General features: G+C 69.2%; 13 protein-coding genes. 1 reads left to right on the top strand and 12 read right to left on the bottom strand.

Annotation, left to right across the window (positions count from 1 at the left end):
* Nucleotides 1-37: 37 nt before the first annotated feature.
* The 5 genes from ACFC14_RS04430 to ACFC14_RS04450 all read right to left on the bottom strand — a co-directional run bounded on the left by ACFC14_RS04430 (nt 38) and on the right by ACFC14_RS04450 (nt 6,279).
* Entirely contained in the window at nt 38-2,011 is a 1,974-nt protein-coding gene (locus tag ACFC14_RS04430; RefSeq protein ID WP_376101399.1) for a twin-arginine translocation signal domain-containing protein, read from the bottom strand.
* A gap of 84 nt (nt 2,012-2,095) precedes the next feature.
* The gene (locus ACFC14_RS04435) at nt 2,096-2,959 is read right to left on the bottom strand and encodes a carbohydrate ABC transporter permease (RefSeq protein WP_081859916.1); all 864 of its coding nucleotides are present in this window, start codon (nt 2,957-2,959) and stop codon (nt 2,096-2,098) included.
* Nucleotides 2,949-3,878: a carbohydrate ABC transporter permease gene (locus tag ACFC14_RS04440; RefSeq protein WP_081859917.1), complete on the bottom strand. Its 930-nt coding sequence runs from the start codon at nt 3,876-3,878 to the stop codon at nt 2,949-2,951. Before ACFC14_RS04440 ends, ACFC14_RS04435 begins: the two co-directional genes overlap by 11 nt.
* A 4-nt stretch (nt 3,879-3,882) precedes the next feature.
* The gene (locus ACFC14_RS04445) at nt 3,883-5,172 is read right to left on the bottom strand and encodes an ABC transporter substrate-binding protein (RefSeq protein ID WP_376101400.1); all 1,290 of its coding nucleotides are present in this window, start codon (nt 5,170-5,172) and stop codon (nt 3,883-3,885) included.
* A 72-nt stretch (nt 5,173-5,244) separates the two neighbouring features.
* Nucleotides 5,245-6,279, bottom strand: coding sequence for a LacI family DNA-binding transcriptional regulator (locus ACFC14_RS04450; protein WP_376101401.1), 1,035 nt, complete (start codon nt 6,277-6,279; stop codon nt 5,245-5,247).
* A 122-nt stretch (nt 6,280-6,401) separates the two neighbouring features.
* On the opposite strand from ACFC14_RS04450, the gene ACFC14_RS04455 reads away from it, so the two are divergent.
* The gene (locus ACFC14_RS04455; protein ID WP_376101402.1) at nt 6,402-8,012 is read left to right on the top strand and encodes an FAD-dependent oxidoreductase; all 1,611 of its coding nucleotides are present in this window, start codon (nt 6,402-6,404) and stop codon (nt 8,010-8,012) included.
* 15 nt (nt 8,013-8,027) lie between these two features.
* Here ACFC14_RS04455 and ACFC14_RS04460 read toward each other — a convergent pair whose 3' ends face one another.
* The 7 genes from ACFC14_RS04460 to ACFC14_RS04490 all read right to left on the bottom strand — a co-directional run bounded on the left by ACFC14_RS04460 (nt 8,028) and on the right by ACFC14_RS04490 (nt 17,528).
* A complete protein-coding gene (locus ACFC14_RS04460) occupies nt 8,028-9,065 on the bottom strand; it encodes a LacI family DNA-binding transcriptional regulator (RefSeq protein WP_376101403.1) in 1,038 nt (345 codons plus the stop codon).
* A 17-nt stretch (nt 9,066-9,082) separates the two neighbouring features.
* Nucleotides 9,083-11,548 (bottom strand): glycoside hydrolase family 2 protein, encoded by a 2,466-nt coding sequence (locus ACFC14_RS04465; RefSeq protein WP_376101404.1) that lies wholly within the window; start codon nt 11,546-11,548, stop codon nt 9,083-9,085.
* A gap of 115 nt (nt 11,549-11,663) precedes the next feature.
* Nucleotides 11,664-12,575, bottom strand: a complete 912-nt coding sequence (locus ACFC14_RS04470; protein WP_376107096.1) for an aldose 1-epimerase family protein — start codon at nt 12,573-12,575, stop codon at nt 11,664-11,666.
* Nucleotides 12,576-12,580: 5 nt separating this feature from the next.
* Nucleotides 12,581-14,104 carry an L-arabinose isomerase gene (gene araA / locus ACFC14_RS04475; RefSeq protein ID WP_376101405.1) on the bottom strand — a complete coding sequence of 508 codons (1,524 nt, stop codon included), beginning with the start codon at nt 14,102-14,104 and terminating at the stop codon, nt 12,581-12,583.
* A gap of 9 nt (nt 14,105-14,113) precedes the next feature.
* Nucleotides 14,114-15,718 carry a xylulokinase gene (locus ACFC14_RS04480; RefSeq protein ID WP_376101406.1) on the bottom strand — a complete coding sequence of 535 codons (1,605 nt, stop codon included), beginning with the start codon at nt 15,716-15,718 and terminating at the stop codon, nt 14,114-14,116.
* Nucleotides 15,715-16,434, bottom strand: a complete 720-nt coding sequence (locus tag ACFC14_RS04485) for an L-ribulose-5-phosphate 4-epimerase (protein ID WP_376101407.1) — start codon at nt 16,432-16,434, stop codon at nt 15,715-15,717. The genes ACFC14_RS04480 and ACFC14_RS04485 overlap by 4 nt, the downstream gene beginning before the upstream one ends.
* An 83-nt stretch (nt 16,435-16,517) precedes the next feature.
* Nucleotides 16,518-17,528: a LacI family DNA-binding transcriptional regulator gene (locus tag ACFC14_RS04490; RefSeq protein WP_376101408.1), complete on the bottom strand. Its 1,011-nt coding sequence runs from the start codon at nt 17,526-17,528 to the stop codon at nt 16,518-16,520.
* Nucleotides 17,529-17,536: the final 8 nt, after the last annotated feature.

A 17,536-nucleotide genomic window follows, 5' to 3' on the forward strand; every position in this document is an offset into this window, starting at 1 on the left:
CGCCGCAGAATCGCCGGCACCGACGCGGACCCGGGGATCAGACCGCCGGCACGACCTTCAAGTCGACGGCGAGCGAGTTCGCGAAGCTGATCGTGAGGATCCGGTGCGTTCGATTCCCGAGGTACGACCGGTCCATCGGCGCGTACTTCGCTTCGCGGTCCACACCCCAGTCGATGACGAATCTCATGCCGCCTCGGGTGACCGTGATCCCTCGGGTGACGGTGATCGTCTCCTGTCCGTACGGCGCCGGCGTGCCGTTGGCGAAGACCACCTGATCGTCGGTGCCGATGATGAGCGGGATGCGCTCGCGTGACGCTCCCGGTGTCGTCAGCGCACGCCTGATCCCATCCGGGCGATGGGTCACATCCGTGGTGACGGCGCCGTCCGCGGTCACGTACCTGGTGGTGAAGGTACCCGTGTATCCCGTCAGCGCATCCACCGGGATCACGGTGCCCGATGCACTGGAACCGGCATGATGCGTCGCCGTCACCGGACCCCGCGATGAGGCCGTCCCGACCGTGTCCGCGACGGTCGTCCAGTCATCCGGACCCGTGCTGTTCACGGTGAGGGCGAGCATCCCCGCGACGGGGTGCCAGAACGCGTTCGTCCCCATTCGCTGGAGCGAGTTCTGCCGCACGCCGTAGAGGCCGGCGGTGTAGTAACCAGGGCGGCGGACGAACACGTACTGCTGATCGAGGGTGCCCTTGCGCAGCTCGGTGAACGTGCTCTCCGCCCGATAACGCAGCGCGGCGACCTGAGCATCGCGCTGCGCGGCGGGCACCCCGATCGGTGCCTGCGGGACATGCATGTGCAGCCGTGGAGACGAATCCTGCTTCTGTCTCGGGGCCACGGGTGCCGAGGACGAGCCCCACGCGTTTCGCGCCTGCGTCTTCTCCTCCGCGCTCGCGTAGAAGGCACGCAGCGCGGGCACGTGCGGGAGCAGCGTCCGCGCGAGGGCGCTGCGATCCAGATCGTCCACCGGGGTGGTGACGAACGTCGCGACGATGTTGCGCGCACTCGTCCCGGAGAGGATGAAGCCTTCGTTCCGCCCGGGTTCCATGACGACGACGTACCCCCACCACGCGGCGAACCGCTCCGCCAGCTGGATGATCGACGGGTCAGGCAGCCGCTTGTAGAGGGCGCCGAGATCGGGCAGCATCACGTCGAAGTTGTATCCGGCATCCGGCGCGACGGGTTCGTGGAAGAACCCGGCCGGAGCCTGGCCGTCTTTCAGGATGATCTGCAGCCGGTTCGGAACGGAGGCGCTCACCGCGGGCTCGCCGAGGATGTGCGCCGCCTCGACCACTCCGGAGAGGCCGGCGACCACCTGATTGGCGAACTGCACCGGTCGGTTCCAATGCGGGCGCGAGGTGTCCACGAGCCAGGCCGAGCTCTTGCGGATGGCGTCGCGGATCTGCAGACGGCGGTCGTGGAGTTCGCCCGCGGCGCGGAGGTCTCGGAGGACCGCGGCGAGCGCCACGGTTCCGAATCCGGTCGGCGACAGGTGATGCTCGGTGGGCGAGTACTCCGGGTACGAGCCGTCGGCGTGCTGCAGCGAGAGGTAGTGGCCGAGCGCCGCGTCAAGCCGTCCGAGGAGAGCGGGGTCGCGGTAGTACGGGTTCCACGGGCGGTCGTTGGCGTAGAACCACGAGAGCGTCGCGACATGCTCCATGATGCGGGTGTTGTACGGCTGGTTCGGAGTGCGCCACCAGCCGTCCTCCATCCATCCGTAGTTCGGCGCGACGTCCCTGACGCTGTTGGCGAGCGGCGCGACGATCATCAGATTAGCGGCCAGCACCTGCTCGTTCGGGGCGAACTGGGAACGCACCGGCTGCCCGGCAGGGAGCGGCGCGACGAGCGGCAACACTGTGCCGGCCGATGTCGCCAGCGCGGGCGACGCCCCCGCGTTCCCTATCGCGAGCAGCGCCGCGGCGGCACTCGCACCGACCAGGAAGTTCCTTCGGCTGAGCGCCGGCAGCATCTGCGGGCGGGTCTCATCCTCATGCATCATCTCGACTCCTTCGTCTCTGACCGGGGCATGGTGAGTGGCGACGACGCCCGGTCCGCGTCGTCGCTGTGAGGGGGGAAAGTCAGCTCATCCCTTGAGCCCTGTCTGGGCGAGGCCCTGAACGAACTGCTTCTGCGCGATGAGGAACACCACGAGGATCGGGACGACGGTGAGAGACGCTGCGCCGAGCTGCGTGTTCCACATCTGCTCGCCGTAGAAGTCCTGATAGCGGGTGATCGCGAGTCCGAGGGTGAACTTCTCCGGTGTGCGCAGGAAGATGAGCGCCTCGAAGTACATGTTGAACGAGCGCAGGAACGCCATGATCCCGACGGCCGCGATCGCCGGCGTCGCCAACGGGAGGGCGATGCGGAAGAACACCCCGGCCCGTGTGACGCCGTCCAGCCTGGCCGCTTCCTCGTAATCCTTGGGGAAGCTGAGGAAGTGCTGCCGGAAGATGAACACGGAGACGACCGCGGTCGGCCCGAAGATCGGGAGGATGATGAGCGGCCAGTGGGTGTCGTTCAGCCCCATGGCGTTCACCGCCGTGAAGATCGGGATGATCGTCACCTCGGTCGGCACCATCATCGCCGCGAGCAGCAGGGTGAAGGCCGCGTTGCGCAGCGGGAACCGGATCCGCGCGAAGGCGTAGCCGGCCATCGCCGAGAGCAGGATCGACGACACGGTGACGATCGCCGCGATGTACATCGAGTTGCCGTACTGCTGCAGGAACGGCTGCGCCGTGAACACCTGCACGAAGCCGTCGAGGGTCCACTCCCTGGGCAGCAGCGTCGGCGGCTGGAGGAAGATCTCGTTCGCCGGCTTGAACGACGAGAAGAACATCCACAGGGTCGGATACAGGAACGGCACCGACACCACGACGAGCAGCACGTAGAGCACGACGGTGTTGATCCTGGAGCGGCTGCGGGCCGCCTTCGATGTCTCAGACCTCATCGTGCACCCACTTGCGTCGCGTGGTCCACTGCAGCATCGTCAGGGCCAGGATGATGGCGAACAGCACGACACCGATGGCGCTGGCATAGCCGAACTGCTGGCTGACGAAAGCGGTGCGGTAGAGGAGGAACGGCAGGACGTTGGTCGAATCCCCTGGGCCACCTCCGGTGAGCAGCTGCACGGGCGCGAAGACTTCGAGCGATCCGATCGTGGTGAGGATGCCGGTGAGCAGGATCGTCGGCGCGATCATCGGCACGGTGATGGCCCAGAACGACCGCCACGGCGTCGCACCGTCGAGCTGCGCCGCTTCGCGGATCTCCTCGGGCACGCTCTGCAGCGCGGCGAGGAAGAGCACCATGTTCATACCGACTCCCTTGAAGACCTGCACCACGACGAGCGAGATCAGGGAGGTGGAGGGATCAGCCAGCCAGTTGGGCCCGTCGATCCCGAGCATCCGCAGCGCTCCGTTGATGCCGCCATCCGGGGCGAGGAGGAACCCCCAGGTCACCGACCAGGCGACGACCGACACCACGACGGGCGAGAAGAAGATCGTGCGGAACCCGGTGATGCCCTTCATCCGCCGATTGAGGAGCACGGCGAGGCTGATGGCGATCACGAGGTTCAGGATGAGCACGCCGGCACTGAACAGCAGGCTCGCGACGACAGAGGCCGAGAAGGTCGGGTCAGCGAAGAGACGCGAATAGTTGTCGAGCCCGATGAACTCCATCCCGCCGGTGAGCGGACGCCACTCGTTGAAGCTGTACCAGATGACGAAGAGGAACGGGACGACGCCGAGGACGATGACGCCGAGGACCTGGGGCGCGACGAAGGCCACGCCGAGCCAGCGGTCCCCGTCAGGACGGGGACGCCGGCTCGGCAGGGCTCTTCGATCGTTCGCCGCGACGGTACGTGCGGTCACGCGGTCAGCCCTTGAGCGTCGGCGAGATCTGCTCGCAGATGCCGGTGACCGCGGTCTCGACGTCGCCACCGGACCACACCGGGTCGAGACCGGCACGGACCTTGTCGGAGAACTGGGAGAGCACCGGATGCTGCGGCTTGACCGAGGCGTCGGGGACCACGTCGATGATCGCCGACTGGATCTCTTCGGGCGAGAGCTTCGGCGCTGCCTGCGAGAGCGTCTCCACGTTGAGCAGGGACTCACGGGGCGGCGGGAAGAACTGCGCGAGGAGCTCGGCATTCGTGGGGTTGGTCAGGTAGGCGAGGAAGCCTGCTGCCTGATCCTGGTTCTCGCTGCGCTCGAGGACGCTCACCCCCGCCTGGCCGACGATCGGGTGGTACCCCTCCGGTCCCGCGGGCAGCGGGAGGAACGACCACTCGAAGCTGTCGTCGAGGCTCCCCGATTGGCTGAGCTGAGCGACGCTGAAGGCGACGTCACCGCTCGCGAACGCAGCGGGCGCCGCGTTGCCGGAGACGGCAGGGATCGCTCCCCTGTCGATCTGGTCCTGGTACCACGTGAGGTACTCGATCATCTCGGGAGAGGCGAACTCGCAGGTCGTGCCGTCTTCGGACCACGGCGCGGCGCCCCAGGCATTTCCGAGCATGGTCACGGCGCTCCAGTTCGTCGGGTTGAACGTGGGCACGTTCAGGCCCGCTGCTCCCGTCTCGCTGTTCACTGCCGCAGCGATGTCCGCGACCGTCTGCCACGTGTAGTCGGGGGTGCCCACGAGGGACTCGACGTCCGGCTGGCCCGCCGCGGCGACGAGGTCGTCGTTGACGTAGAGCGCGAAGGGGGAGTTCGAGAACGGATACGCGTAGACGCCTCCATCGTCGTCCTGCCACGGCGCGAGCGCGGCCGGGAGGATGTCGTCGAGGTCGTAGCCGTCGGCGCTCTCCAGGGTCTCGCGCACGTCGTGCAGGATCCCCGAATCGACGAACTCGGGGCCGCTCGCCTCCGGGATCCAGGCGAGGTCGGGAACGTCGCCGCCGGCGATCTGTGTCGTCAACCCGGCGATGTAGTCCGGGTTGGTGACGGGTTCGAACGTGATCGACGCGACCTCGTCACCGTGTTCTTCGACGTAGGCGTCGCCGATCTCCTGCAGCAGCGCCAGGTGACCTTCGTTGGAGGACCAGAGCGCCATCGTCAGGTCGACGGGACCTGAGGCGCCGCTGTCGGTACCGGCGCAGGCGCTGAGGGACACCGCCAGAACTCCGGTGAGCGCGATGGCAGCCCCTCGGGATCGGGTAGCTCGCATGAAGTACTCCTTCGGACTCATAACGCGCCTCGTAGCGCGCTGAAAGAAAAAGTACCAGAACTATCGAGAATATCAAGCGATATTTTCGGAAGCTTGCGGCGGGGCAGTCGACCCTCGCACGACGAGTTCCGTCGCGAGGTCGGTGTGGAAGGCCGGCGGCGCCGAGCCGAGCAGCAGCTTGTGGGCGACCTCCACCGCATAGGAGCCCATCGCCTCGGACGGCTGCCGGATGGTCGTCAGCTGCGGGGCCGTCATCCGCGCGACGAGCTGGTCGTCGAAACCGATGACGCTGAGCTCGTCCGGGACGGACACACCGGCGCGTCGCGCGGCCTCCAGAACCCCGGCCGCCTGCGCGTCGCTCGCCGCGAAGATCGCCGTCACCCGGTCCACTCGACCCAGCAGGGTCTCCCCCGCCTGCAATCCGGATTCGTATGTGAAGTCGCCCTCTTCGATGATGTCGTCCCCGGGTTCGATCCCCGCTGAGGCGAGAGCGGCGAGATGCCCATGCTTGCGGGCGATCGAGGCCTGCGTGTCGGAGACCCCACCGAGGAACCCGATGCGCCGGTGCCCGAGTGAGAGCAGATGCTGCGTCGCAGCCATTCCCCCCGCGAAGTTCGTGGCACCCACGGAATACGAGTCGTTGTCCGGCAGCTGGTAGGTGTCGACCTCGACGAGAGGGACGCCGTTCTTCGCCAGCTTCGCGCGCTCCTGAGTCCTCAGCCGCGACTTCAGCGCGATGACAGCGGTCGGACCGTTGCGCTTGGTCCGCTCGATCCAACCGGCGGCGGGCGCTCCATCCGGAAGGTCGAGCAGCACGAGCTCGAGCCCGGCCACGTGCGCCGCACGCATGGTGCCGCGCAGGATCTCGACCGTCAGCGGGGACGACATGCTCGAGCTTGCGAGCACGACCACCACCGTCGCCAGATCACTGCGCGAGCGCTGCTTCGGCGACAGGTACTGCTTGTCGCGGAGCACCGACTCCACCCGCACGCGAGTGTCGGCCGCGACGTCGGGCGCTCCATTCACGACCTTCGAGACGGTGGAGATCGAGACCCCCGCCTCACCTGCCACCTCGGCAAGCGATGGTCGACGCTCCTTCGCGCGCATGGGCACCCCTTCACTCAGTCAGCGTTCTGGAATTCTATGGCGAACCCGTCTCCTCTAGAGATTTTACTTGGACATGTTCGAGAAAATTACCTAGAGTTCTCGGGAAAGAAAGGTGTTCTTCCGTGACACGACAGCAGGCCGACCTTCTCATCATCGGCGGTGGCGTCGGCGGCGTCTCCGCCGCCCTCGCCGCTCTGCGCCGCGGCAGATCGGTCATCATGACCGAGCAGACCTCCTGGCTAGGGGGCCAGCTGACGAGTCAGCTCGTACCCAGCGACGAGCACCGACGCATCGAGGCGACGGGTCGCAACCGCAGCTACGCCCAGTTCCGCGACCTCGTCCGGGATCACTACCGGACGTACTACCCGCTCACCGCCGCCGCGAGAGCCGACCGGCATCTCAACCCGGGCGCGGCCTGGGTGAGCCCGCTCAGCGTCGAGCCGAAGGTCATCCTCGCGGTGATCCACGACCTCCTCCGGCCGTACGAGGCCTCCGGCCGACTCACTCTGATGCTCGAGACCACGCCTGTCGCCGTCCACACCGACGGCGACCGCATCGCCGCGGTGACCGTGCGCGATCGCGAGGGCGTCTCGCGCGAGCTCTCCGCGCCGTTCGTGCTGGATGCGACCGAGCTCGGTGATCTCCTGGAGCTCGGCGGAGTGGAATACGTCACCGGCCGCGAGGCTCGAGGCGAGACCGGGGAGCCCGGCGCCCCGGAAGCCGGCGACCCGCTCGACATGCAGAGCGTCACCTGGTGTTTCGCAGTCGAACACCTCGCCGGTCAGGATCACACCATCGATCGCCCCGACGACTACGACACCTTCCGCGAGTGGCGGCCGCCGCAGCTCGACGGCGAGAAGATGCTCGGATTCCGACGCGCCGCGCACGACGGCTCCATCGCCCGCGAGTACACGCTGCGGGTGAACGACGATGATGACCCCTTCGCCATCGACGTCGATCACCGCAACATGGACGGCGCCCCGGAACTGTGGAACTACCGCCGCATCGCCGCACGGCGCCAGTTCGAGGACGGCGCCTATGAGAGCGACATCGTCATCGTGAACTGGCCGATGAACGACTATGTCGGGGGGCCGCTCTTCGGTGTCGACGACGCCGCCATCCACTGGGATCGTTCGAAGGCTCTGAGTCGGTCGCTGCTCTACTGGCTGCAGACGGAGGCTCCTCGACCCGACGGCGGTGTCGGCTGGCCGGGGCTCCGCCTCGCGCCGCAGGTCACCGGGACGCCCGACGGTTTCGCGATGATGCCCTACTTCCGCGAATCGCGTCGCATCCGGGCTGAACGAACGATCCTCGAGCAGGACTTCGACCGCAACCTCCGCGACGGACGGGGCGCCGAGCGCTACCCCGACACCGTAGGGGTGGGCCACTACTACTGGATCGACCGGCACGCCACGACCGGCGGCAGCGCCGGTGGCGGCGGGCTCCCGGAGCCGTTCGAGATCCCGCTCGGCGCCCTTCTGCCGCAGCGCGTGCGCAATCTCCTCCCCTCGGCGAAGAACATCGGCACGACGCACATCTCGAACGGCAGCTACCGGCTGCAGCCCGTCGAATGGTCCGTGGGCGAGGCGGTGGGCGCCCTCGCCGCGTACTGCCTCGACCACGGCGTCGAACCGTCGATGGTGCGCGCGGATGCGCGGCACCTCGACGACTTCCAGCGCGACCTCGAACGCGGAGGCGTGCAGCTGCGGTGGGACCCCACCCTTCGCTGGTAGACCGTCGTCGGCGGATCAGGCCTCGGTCGGCGCAGGACCGGTCGAGGCCCTGATCTGCAGCATCGGTGTCGCCTCCTGATAGACGGCCGGCTCCGCACCGTCCATGACGTCGAGCAGCCGTCGGGCGGCCTCTGCGCCGAGGGCGACCACATCGTGGCTGAGCGCCGTCAACCCCGGCGTCACCAGTCGGCAGAGAAGCGAGTCGTCCCACGCGATGAGCGACACATCGCCGGGAACGGACAGTCCCCGCTGATGCGCCGTGGTCAGGGCGGCGACGGCCATGATGTCGTTGTCGAAGATCAACCCCGTCGGCGGGCGCGGCGACGAGAGCACGGCGCGCGTGGCGACCGCACCGGCATCCTCCGAGAGGTCGCTGCGGACGATGTCGTGGTCGAGGCCGCACGCACGGGCGGCCTGATCGAACGCGTCATCGCGGATGGCCGTGTACGCATACCGTCGGGGCGCCGCGACCCGGGTGATGCGGCGATGGCCGAGAGCAGCGAGATGCTGGACGGCCTGTCTCATCGCGGCGGCGTCGTCCGTCCACACGGTCGTCAGCCCGGCCGCAGCACTCGGATCGCCCACCGCGACCGCGGGGACCCCGGCTTCCCTGACGACGGCGATCCGCTGATCGTGTGGCCTCAGGTCGGTGAGGAGCACACCGTCCACGCGCCGCGACCTGCGCCAACGCCCGATCGCCTCGACCTCGGCATCGGCATCGGCGACGACCTCGAGCAGGAGACCGAGGGAACGAGCTGTGAGTGTCGACTCCACCCCCGCAATGAACTGCATGTAGAACGGCTCGACGGAGAGATCACGAGGATCCTTCGTGAGCACCAGACCGATCGTGTCCGCACCGGCACCCGCCAGGGCACGCGCGGCGCTCGCCGGCGACCAGCCGAGTCGGGCCGCCACTTCGAGCACCCGTTCCCGCGTGGCCTCGGAGATCCCCGGACGACCGTTGAGGGCATAGGAAACGCTCGCGGTCGACGTCTGCGCCTCGCGCGCGACATCGGCGATCGTGACCCGCCGGGCCCGCGCAGCGCTCGTCATCACCGATGCAGCTCCCGTCAGTCGGGATCGATGATATCCCGCAGCGAGGAGACGACGAACGCCTCCCGCGCCGAGTCGGGATCGAGCGGCTCCGGCGCGCGGACGCGGAAGATCGCGGTCTCCCCCGGGAGCACGGTGGTGAAGCCGCGATCGACCGTCGCCTCAGGATGGAGGCGATCCGGCTGGACGAGTACGTCGCGGGCGAGGAGACGTGAGCGGACGCTGATGTCCACACCACCGGCGACGACGTCGACGGCGACTTCCAGCGGTACGTGAGCGTGCGCGCCACTCGGCGGAGCGAAATGCCAGAGGGCTCGCTGGTCGTCGACGGTGGCGACCACGAACTCCTCCGCCGGATCCCGCGGCTCGGCGATGATCGCCGGCAGCTCGATGCGGGCCACCGAGCGCGGAGGCAGGGAGAGCGGGAGCGACTGCTCCGCCGCAGCCATCCCGTCGGCCCGCCGCCGCGCGAATCCCACCGTGGAGTGCCACGCCTCGTCGTCGTCGTTGATGACGCACAGTTCGAGCCCGCCGTCCCGCGGCTCGATCGTCAGCACCCGCGGTGCGTACATGTCGCGCAGGGCGAAGTAGAGCGGCTTGCACCGGCCCGCACTGTCGATCGCCGACCACGACGTCACCGGCCACAGGTCGTTGAGTTGCCACACGATCGTGCCCGAGGTGCGCGGCCAACTCGCGCGCCAGTGCAGCACGCCGGTGCGGACGGCCTCGACCTGCATCCACTGCGTCTGCAGATGCCATCGGTCGAAGTCGTCCGTCGGCGGGAGGTGGCGGGCGAGATTGCGGGCGAGCTTCGCGTGCCCGTCGATGGCCTTCTGGTGATGCCGGACGTTCTCGGAGTCGAGACGAAGTTCGGGGTCCGAGACCGCATCGCGCAGCGTCCTCCAGGCGGCTGCACCCTGCCAACCGAACTCGGAGACGAAGCGCGGAGAACTGTCACGGTAGACCGAGTAGTCGTCTTCGTTCCAGGCATCCCAGGAATGGAAGGTCTGGTGATCCGGGTCGTTCGGATCATGAGCCCAGCTGCCCGACCAGGGACTCCCCTCCGTATACGGGCGGGTCGGGTCGAGCTCGCGGACGAGGTCGGGCAGCCACTCCAGGTAGTACCGCTCACCCCAGGTGAGCTCTCCACCCGGCTGCGATGCCCAGTCCTTGTCCAGGCGCATCCAGAGGTTCTCGTTGTTCCCGTTCCAGAGGGCGAGGCTCGGGTGCGAGCTGAGCCGGACGATGTTCTCGCGGGCCTCGGCCAGCACCTCTGTTCTGATCGGATCCTCCTCGGGATAGGCGGCGCAGGCGAAGAGAAAGTCCTGCCACACGAGCAGGCCGAGCTCATCGCACGCGGAGTAGAACGCCTCGCTCTCGTAGACGCCTCCGCCCCACACCCGAACGAGGTTCACATTCGCCTCCGCTGCCTGCTCCAGGCGCATGCGGACGCGGTCGGCGACATCCTCACCGGGGAAGACGCTCTCGGGAATCCAATTCACGCCCTTGATGAACATCGGGCGGTCGTTCACCGTGACGACGAACGGCGTGCCGAGCGCATCGGGGGTCCGATCGATGGCGACGGTCCGGAAGCCGACCCGCGTGCGGTGGTCGTCGAGCCGCTCTCGCTCCGACCAGAGTGAGACCTCCACCGAGTACAGGTGGGGTTCGCCGAGTCCGCGCGGGTGCCACCGCTGCACATCGGGAACGGCGACCACGATGGTCGCCGACTCTTCGCCCGGCGGCACCTCGGCATGAACGGCCTGCCCCGCGATCTCGATCTCGAGATGCAGCGGGATGCTCGCGCCGGAGGCCGTTCGCTCGAGGTCGATGTGAGCGGTGAGGATGCCGGTCTGCTCGAAGACGTCGACCAACGGACGGACCGCGGCGATCCGCGCCGTGCTCCAGCTCTCGATCCTGACGTCACGCCAGAGCCCGCATCCGGGAAGGGTCGGCCCCCAGTCCCAGCCGAAGCTGCTGGCCATCTTCCGGATGAAGGCGAACGGCTGCGGGTACGCGCTGGGACGCGCGCCGAGCGCACGTTCCTGCTGCTCGGCATACGTGTATGCGGAGGTGAAGCAGACATCGACGCTGTTCTCCTCCTCGATCGCCGCCGTGACGTCGAACCGGTACGCCCGATGCATGTTCCGCGTCTGTCCGACGGATCGCCCGTTGACGGCGATCGACGCGATGGTGTCCACACCGTCGAGGACGAGATCCACCCGCTCCGCGTCGCCGTCCAGGGAAAAGGTGCGATTCAGGCGCCAGTCGCATCGCGCGACCCAGGACACGGCCTCCTCGTTCCGGTCGACGAAGGGGTCCGGAATGAGGTCCGCGTTCCGCAGATCGAGGTGGATCGCCCCGGGCACCTGCGCGGCGACGGCCCTCCCGACGAGCGGCGCGGCCTCTTCCGGGACAGGAGTGTCCCCCTCGGCGTCGACCGTCCAACTCCAACGCCCCGCCAGATCCGACGTCGTACGCATGCAGGTCCTCCTCGTTGATCCCTGAGGAGTCCACTGTAACCTAAGCGCTTAAGTAGGTGGCGCCTGCGCCCGTTGATCTCGCTCTGCTGGATGATGCCGCGTACGGATCGACCCGCTACACCGCGAAGATCCGCCACGACGCTGCGTGCGTCGCCCCGGGGTCCAGCGTCACGAGATCCACGCCCGAGTTGAACGCGTCGGGCGGGCACGTCATCGGCTCGACCGCGAGGCCGATGCGGTGCGTGTCCGCAGCGGCGGGAGTGTCGGCGGTGTGCACCTGCACCCAGGGGCAGCGCTCGTCCCACACCATCCCCACGCCGCGACCGTCGGCGGCCGTGAGCCGCACCTCGGCAACACCGCCGTCACGAGTGAGCCCAGTGAAGGCGTGATCGATGAAGACCTCGCCGATGGGACGCGCCGAGCGGAAGTCCCATTCCGGATGCTGCGACACCGGCTCCACCGCGACCGGGCTGAGCCGGTCGGGCGTGACCGTGAGCACCTCGGATGCCGGGAGCAGCAGGGTCCAGTCGTCGACGCAGCCCTGGCCGGCCACGAGGTACGGGTGCGGGCCGGTGCCCCAGGGCGCGGCATCCGCCCCGACGTTGTGCGCGGTCACCGTCTGCTGCAGCCCCTCGGCATCGAGACGGTACTCGACCTCGACCTCGACGCGGAAGGGGTAGCCGGTCTGCGGCACGATCACGGCGGCCAGCACGACCCGGTCGTCGAGCACCAGACGGTCCTCGAACTCGACCCAGGCGAGCAGCCCATGCAGAGCGTGGCCGCGTTCCGGCTCGGTGAGCGCCAACTGCTGCTCCGCCCCGCCGAACGAGTAGCGCCCGTCCACGATGCGGTTCGGCCAGGGGGCCAGCGTCGCGCCGCGGTATCCGGGGCGCACGGCATCCGCGTCGAACGGCACCACCAGGTCGCGGTCCTCGAACGTGAGCGTTCGCAGCGTCGCCCCGATGCTGGCGATCACAGCCTCGTACCCGTGCGCGGCGATCCGCAGCTGACGGCCGGAGCGCGGCATCGTCGTCACAGGCCCTGCGCCAGACGGTAGTAGGCCTGGTTCCAGCGCACCTGCTTCTGGAACTCGGGCAGCGTGGTGCTGTCGTCGATCACGAGCAGCTCGACCTCGGCCATCTCGGCGAAGTCGCGGAACGCCTCGATCCCGACCGCGGTCGACATGACGGTGTGGTGCGCGGCACCGGCGGTGAGCCAGGCGGCGGCGCTGGTGGTGAAATCGGGCTGCGGCTTCCACACCGCGCGTCCGACCGGGAGCTTCGGCAGCGCGGCCCGCGGCGGCACGTTCTCGACCACGTTCGCGGTGAGCCGGAACCGGTCGCGCATGTCGCTGAGCGCCACCACGACGGCGGGGCCGGGATCGGCCGTGAAGACCAGGCGCACCGGGTCGTCCTTGCCGCCGATGCCGAGCGGGTGGATCTCGAGCGTGGGCTTCGCGGAGGTCAGCGATGGCGACACCTCGAGCATGTGCGCCCCGAGGATCAGCTCATCGCCCGGGGTCATGTCGTAGGTGTAGTCCTCCATCAGGCTCGCGCCACCCGACAGGCCCGCGCCCATGACGTTCGCGATGCGCACGAGCACGGCCGTCTTCCAGTCGCCCTCGGCACCGAAGCCGTACCCCTCGGCCATCAGCCGCTGCACCGCGAGACCCGGCAGCTGCTTCAGCGCACCGAGGTCTTCGAACGAGGTCGTGAACGCACCGAAGCCGCCCTCCTCGAGGAACGACCGCAGCCCGATCTCGATCGCCGCGCCGTCACGCAGCGACTCGTGACGCTCGCCGCCGCGCCGAAGCTCGGGCGCGACCTCGTACAGCTCCTCGTACTCGGCGACGAGTGCGTCGATGTCGGCGGCGGATGCCGCGGCCACCGCCTCCGCCAACTCGTTCACACCCCAGGTGTTCACCTGCACGCCGAACCGGAGCTCGGCCTCGGTCTTGTCGCCCTCGGTCACCGCGACGAAGCGCATGTTGTCGCCGAAGCGGGCGAGCTTCAGGTCGCGGGAGGCCGCGAGGCCCGCCGCCGCCCGCTGCCAGGTACCGAGCTCACGCCGCAGCCGCGGGTCGGAGGCGTGCCCGACGATGGTCTTGCGCGGCACGCCCAGGCGCGTCTGGATGTATCCGAACTCGCGGTCGCCGTGCGCGGCCTGGTTCAGGTTCATGAAGTCGAAGTCGATGTCGGCCCAGGGCAGCTCCACGTTCGCCTGCGTGTGCAGGTGCGCGAGCGGCTTCTGCAGCGCGTCGAGTCCGGCGATCCACATCTTCGCCGGGCTGAACGTGTGCATCCACGCGACGAGGCCGATCACGCGGTCGTCGGCGTTGGCTTCCAGCGCCGTGCGCTTGATGGCGGCGGCATCCGTCAGCACCGGCTTCCAGACGATCCGGACCGGAACCTCGGGCGACTCGTCGAGCAGCCGCGCGATCTCCTGCGACTGCGCCGCGACCTGCGCGAGCGTCTCAGGACCGTAGAGGTGCTGACTGCCGGTGAGGAACCAGACCTCGTAGCCGTCGAGGGACGTGGTGAGCGGGGTGCGGGTCATGAACGGTCCTTACAGAGATGCGACGGCGGCGGCCTCGATGGCCAGGCCCGCTCGGTAGCGGTCGAGGTAGGCGGAGAACCCGGCGACATCGGCCGGGTCGGGGTCGGCGGTGGTGAGGGATGCGGTGGCGAACACGCGCTGGTCGAGGTACTCCGCCAGCGAGAGGTCTTCGGCATGGGAAAGGTAGGAGGCGAGCACGGCGATGCCCCACGCGCCACCCTCCGCGGCGAGCTCGCCCACGGCGACCGGAGCATCGAGCGCACCGGCGAGGAAGCGCTGGGCGACCCCGGCGGTGCGGAACATGCCTCCGTGTGCGAACATCCGGTCGAGCTGCACACCCTCCGCCGCGAGCACCTGCATGCCGAGCGCGAGCGTGCCGAACACGCCGTAGACCTGGGAGCGCATGAAGTTCGCGAGCGTGAGCGCGCTGTCGGGGGTGCGCACGAACAGCGGACGGCCCTCGACCAGACCCGCGATCGGCTCGCCCGCGAGGTGGTTGTAGGCGAGGAGGCCACCGGCATCCGGCTCGCCGTCGAGCGCCTCGCGGAACAGGACGTCGAATGCGGCATCGTCGTCGACCGGCTGACCGGCCGCGGCGGCGAAGCGCGTGAACAGTCCAGCCCAGGCGGCGAGTTCGCTGGCGCCGTTGTTGCAGTGCACCATGGCCACGGCATCGCCCGCCGGGGTGGTCACGAGATCGAGCTCGTGGTGCACCTCGGCCAGCGGATGCTCCAGCACGACCATCGCGAAGATGCTCGTGCCCGCGCTCACGTTGCCGGTGCGCGGGGCGACGGAGTTGGTCGCGACCATGCCGGTGCCCGCATCGCCCTCCGGTGGACACAGCGGGATGCCGGGGCGCAGTGCGCCGCTCGGGTCGAGGAGGGCCGCGCCGTCGACAGTGAGGGTGCCGGCCGCGGCTCCCGCGGGGAGCACGCTCGGCAGGAGGTGCGCGGCCGATGCGGGCAGACGCTCGCCGACGAGGGTGTCGTAGGCGCGCAGCATCCGCTCGTCGTAGGCTCCGGTCGCCGCATCGATCGGGAACATGCCCGAGGCGTCGCCGACCCCGAGCACCCGCTCGCCGGTGAGGCGGTGGTGCACGTAGCCCGCGAGGGTGTTCACGCTCGCGATCCGGGCGAGGTGCGGCTCGGCGTCGAGCACGGCCTGGTGCAGGTGCGCGATCGACCACCGCAACGGGATGTTCACCCCGAACAGCTCCCCCAGTTCGGCGGAGGCCGCGCCCGTGCTGGTGTTGCGCCAGGTGCGGAACGGCACGAGCAGCTCGCCGGACTCGTCGAACGCCAGGTAGCCGTGCATCATCGCCGAGACCCCGATGGCGCCGAACGTGTCGGGGCGGATGCCGTGGCGCTCCTGCGCATCGTCGACCAGCGCGGCATACGCCGCCTGGAGGCCGCTCCATACCTCGTCGATCGCGTAGGTCCAGCGGCCGTCTTCGAGCCGGTTCTCCCATGAGAAGGAGCCGGTGGCGAGCACCTCGGTCGCATCGGCGCCGATCAGGCAGGCCTTGATGCGGGTCGAACCCAGCTCGATGCCGAGACTGGTGCGCCCCTCGCGGATGTCGCCGAGCGCGGTCACTGAGCTCTGTCGAAGGGTCATCGGCGGGTGTCCTCGGACTGGCCGTACACGTTCTGGTAGCGGTCGAACAGGCTGTCGATCGCGGCCTGCGGAATCGGGATGAGCGGCCCGGCCTCGCGGGCGAAATGCACTGTACGGGCGACGTCCTCGACCATGACGGCGGCCTTCACGGCATCCTCCGCATCCGCGCCGATCGTGAACGGACCGTGGTTCTGCATGAGCACCGCCCGAGAGCGGTGCCCGCTGAGGGTCTCGACGATGCCGCGGCCGATCGAGTCGTCGCCGATGATCGCGAAGGGGCCGATCGGGACGGGCCCGCCGAACTCGTCGGCCATCGCGGTGATGACGCAGGGGATCTCCTCGCCGCGGGCAGCCCAGGCGACGGCGTAGGTCGAGTGCGTGTGCACGACACCGCCGACGGTCGGCATGTGCCGGTAGACGTAGGCGTGCGCCGCGGTGTCGCTCGACGGTGAGCGGTCGCTGCCGGGCGTGCCGGGGATGACGTTGCCGTCGAGGTCGCACAGGATCATGTTCGAGGCGGTGAGGTCGTCGTAGCTCACCCCGCTCGGCTTGATCACGAAGAGGTCGGCGCCGGGCACGCGGCCCGAGATGTTGCCGCCGGTCCAGACGACCAGCCCGTAGCGGACCAGTTCGCCGTGCAGACGGGCGACATCCGCGCGGACGGCCGCGATCGCGTGCTCGATGTCGGGTTCGAAGGTGGGGGCGTCGTCGCTCACAGCTGCCTCTGGGTTCGCATCCGGCCACTGTGACCGGTCACGGAAGTCTGTCACGCGAGTTTCGTGTCGTCAAGGATTGTGCATCAGCGGGGCGGGGCGACGGAGGCGCGGGAGACCAGCACCGGGGCGACGGGGACGAGAGCGGATGCGGCGGCAGCGGTTCCGCCGATCACCGCGGCGACCGCCCGACGTGCGAGCTCCTCGAAGTCCTGCCGCACGGTCGTGAGCGGGGGCCAGTAGTACGCGGCATCCGGGGCGTCGTCGAACCCGACCACGCTGACGTCACCCGGAACGGTGAGCCCGGCTTCGTGCAGGGCGCTGAGCAGCCCGAGCGCCATCTGGTCGTTCGCCGCGAACACCGCCGTGACCCCGGACCCGCGAACAGCATCTACCGCCGCATACCCCGACCCGGCCGACCAGTCCCCCGCGATCACGGGGCCCGGCGTCAGCCCACGAGCCGCGAGCTCGGCGGCGAACCCCTCGGCGCGCGACTCGGCCTCGAGCCAATCCGCAGGCCCCGCAAGGTGTGCGATGCGGGTGTGCCCGGCGTCGGCGAGCGCGGCGACCGCCAACCGGGCGCCCGCGGCCTGATCCACCGAGAGTCCCGTCGCACCGAGGCCGGCGGAGTGCAGTGTCACGACCGGTGCGTCGATGCGCAGCGCGGCGAGCGCCTCCAGCGTCTGGGCGTGCGGGGCGACGACCACGATCCCCTCCACCCCCTGCACGACGAGGTGATCGACCGCCGCGACAACGGCTCCGGCATCCGCGGCATCCGCGAAGGCCGCGCTCACCCAGTACCCGGCCTCGCGGGCCGAGGCCTCCAGCGCGGCGAGACTGCGCGAGGGTCCGTACTGCAGCGCATCCGAGGCCAGCACGCCGAGCGTCCGCGACCGCCGGGTGCCGAGCGCGCGGGCGGCGTTGTTCATGCGGTAGCCGAGCTCCGCCATCGCGGCGACGACGCGCTCCTTCGTCTCGGTGGCGACGTCGGGGTGGTCGTTCAGCACCCGCGACACGGTCTGCCGGGACACCCCGGCACGGGCGGCGACGTCGCGGACGCCGATGGATCGGCTGCGGCCGCTGCTCGTGTCACTCACGCCGACGA

It is taken from the genome of Microbacterium sp. NPDC055988 (assembly GCF_042269505.1).
GTDB lineage: Bacteria > Actinomycetota > Actinomycetes > Actinomycetales > Microbacteriaceae > Microbacterium.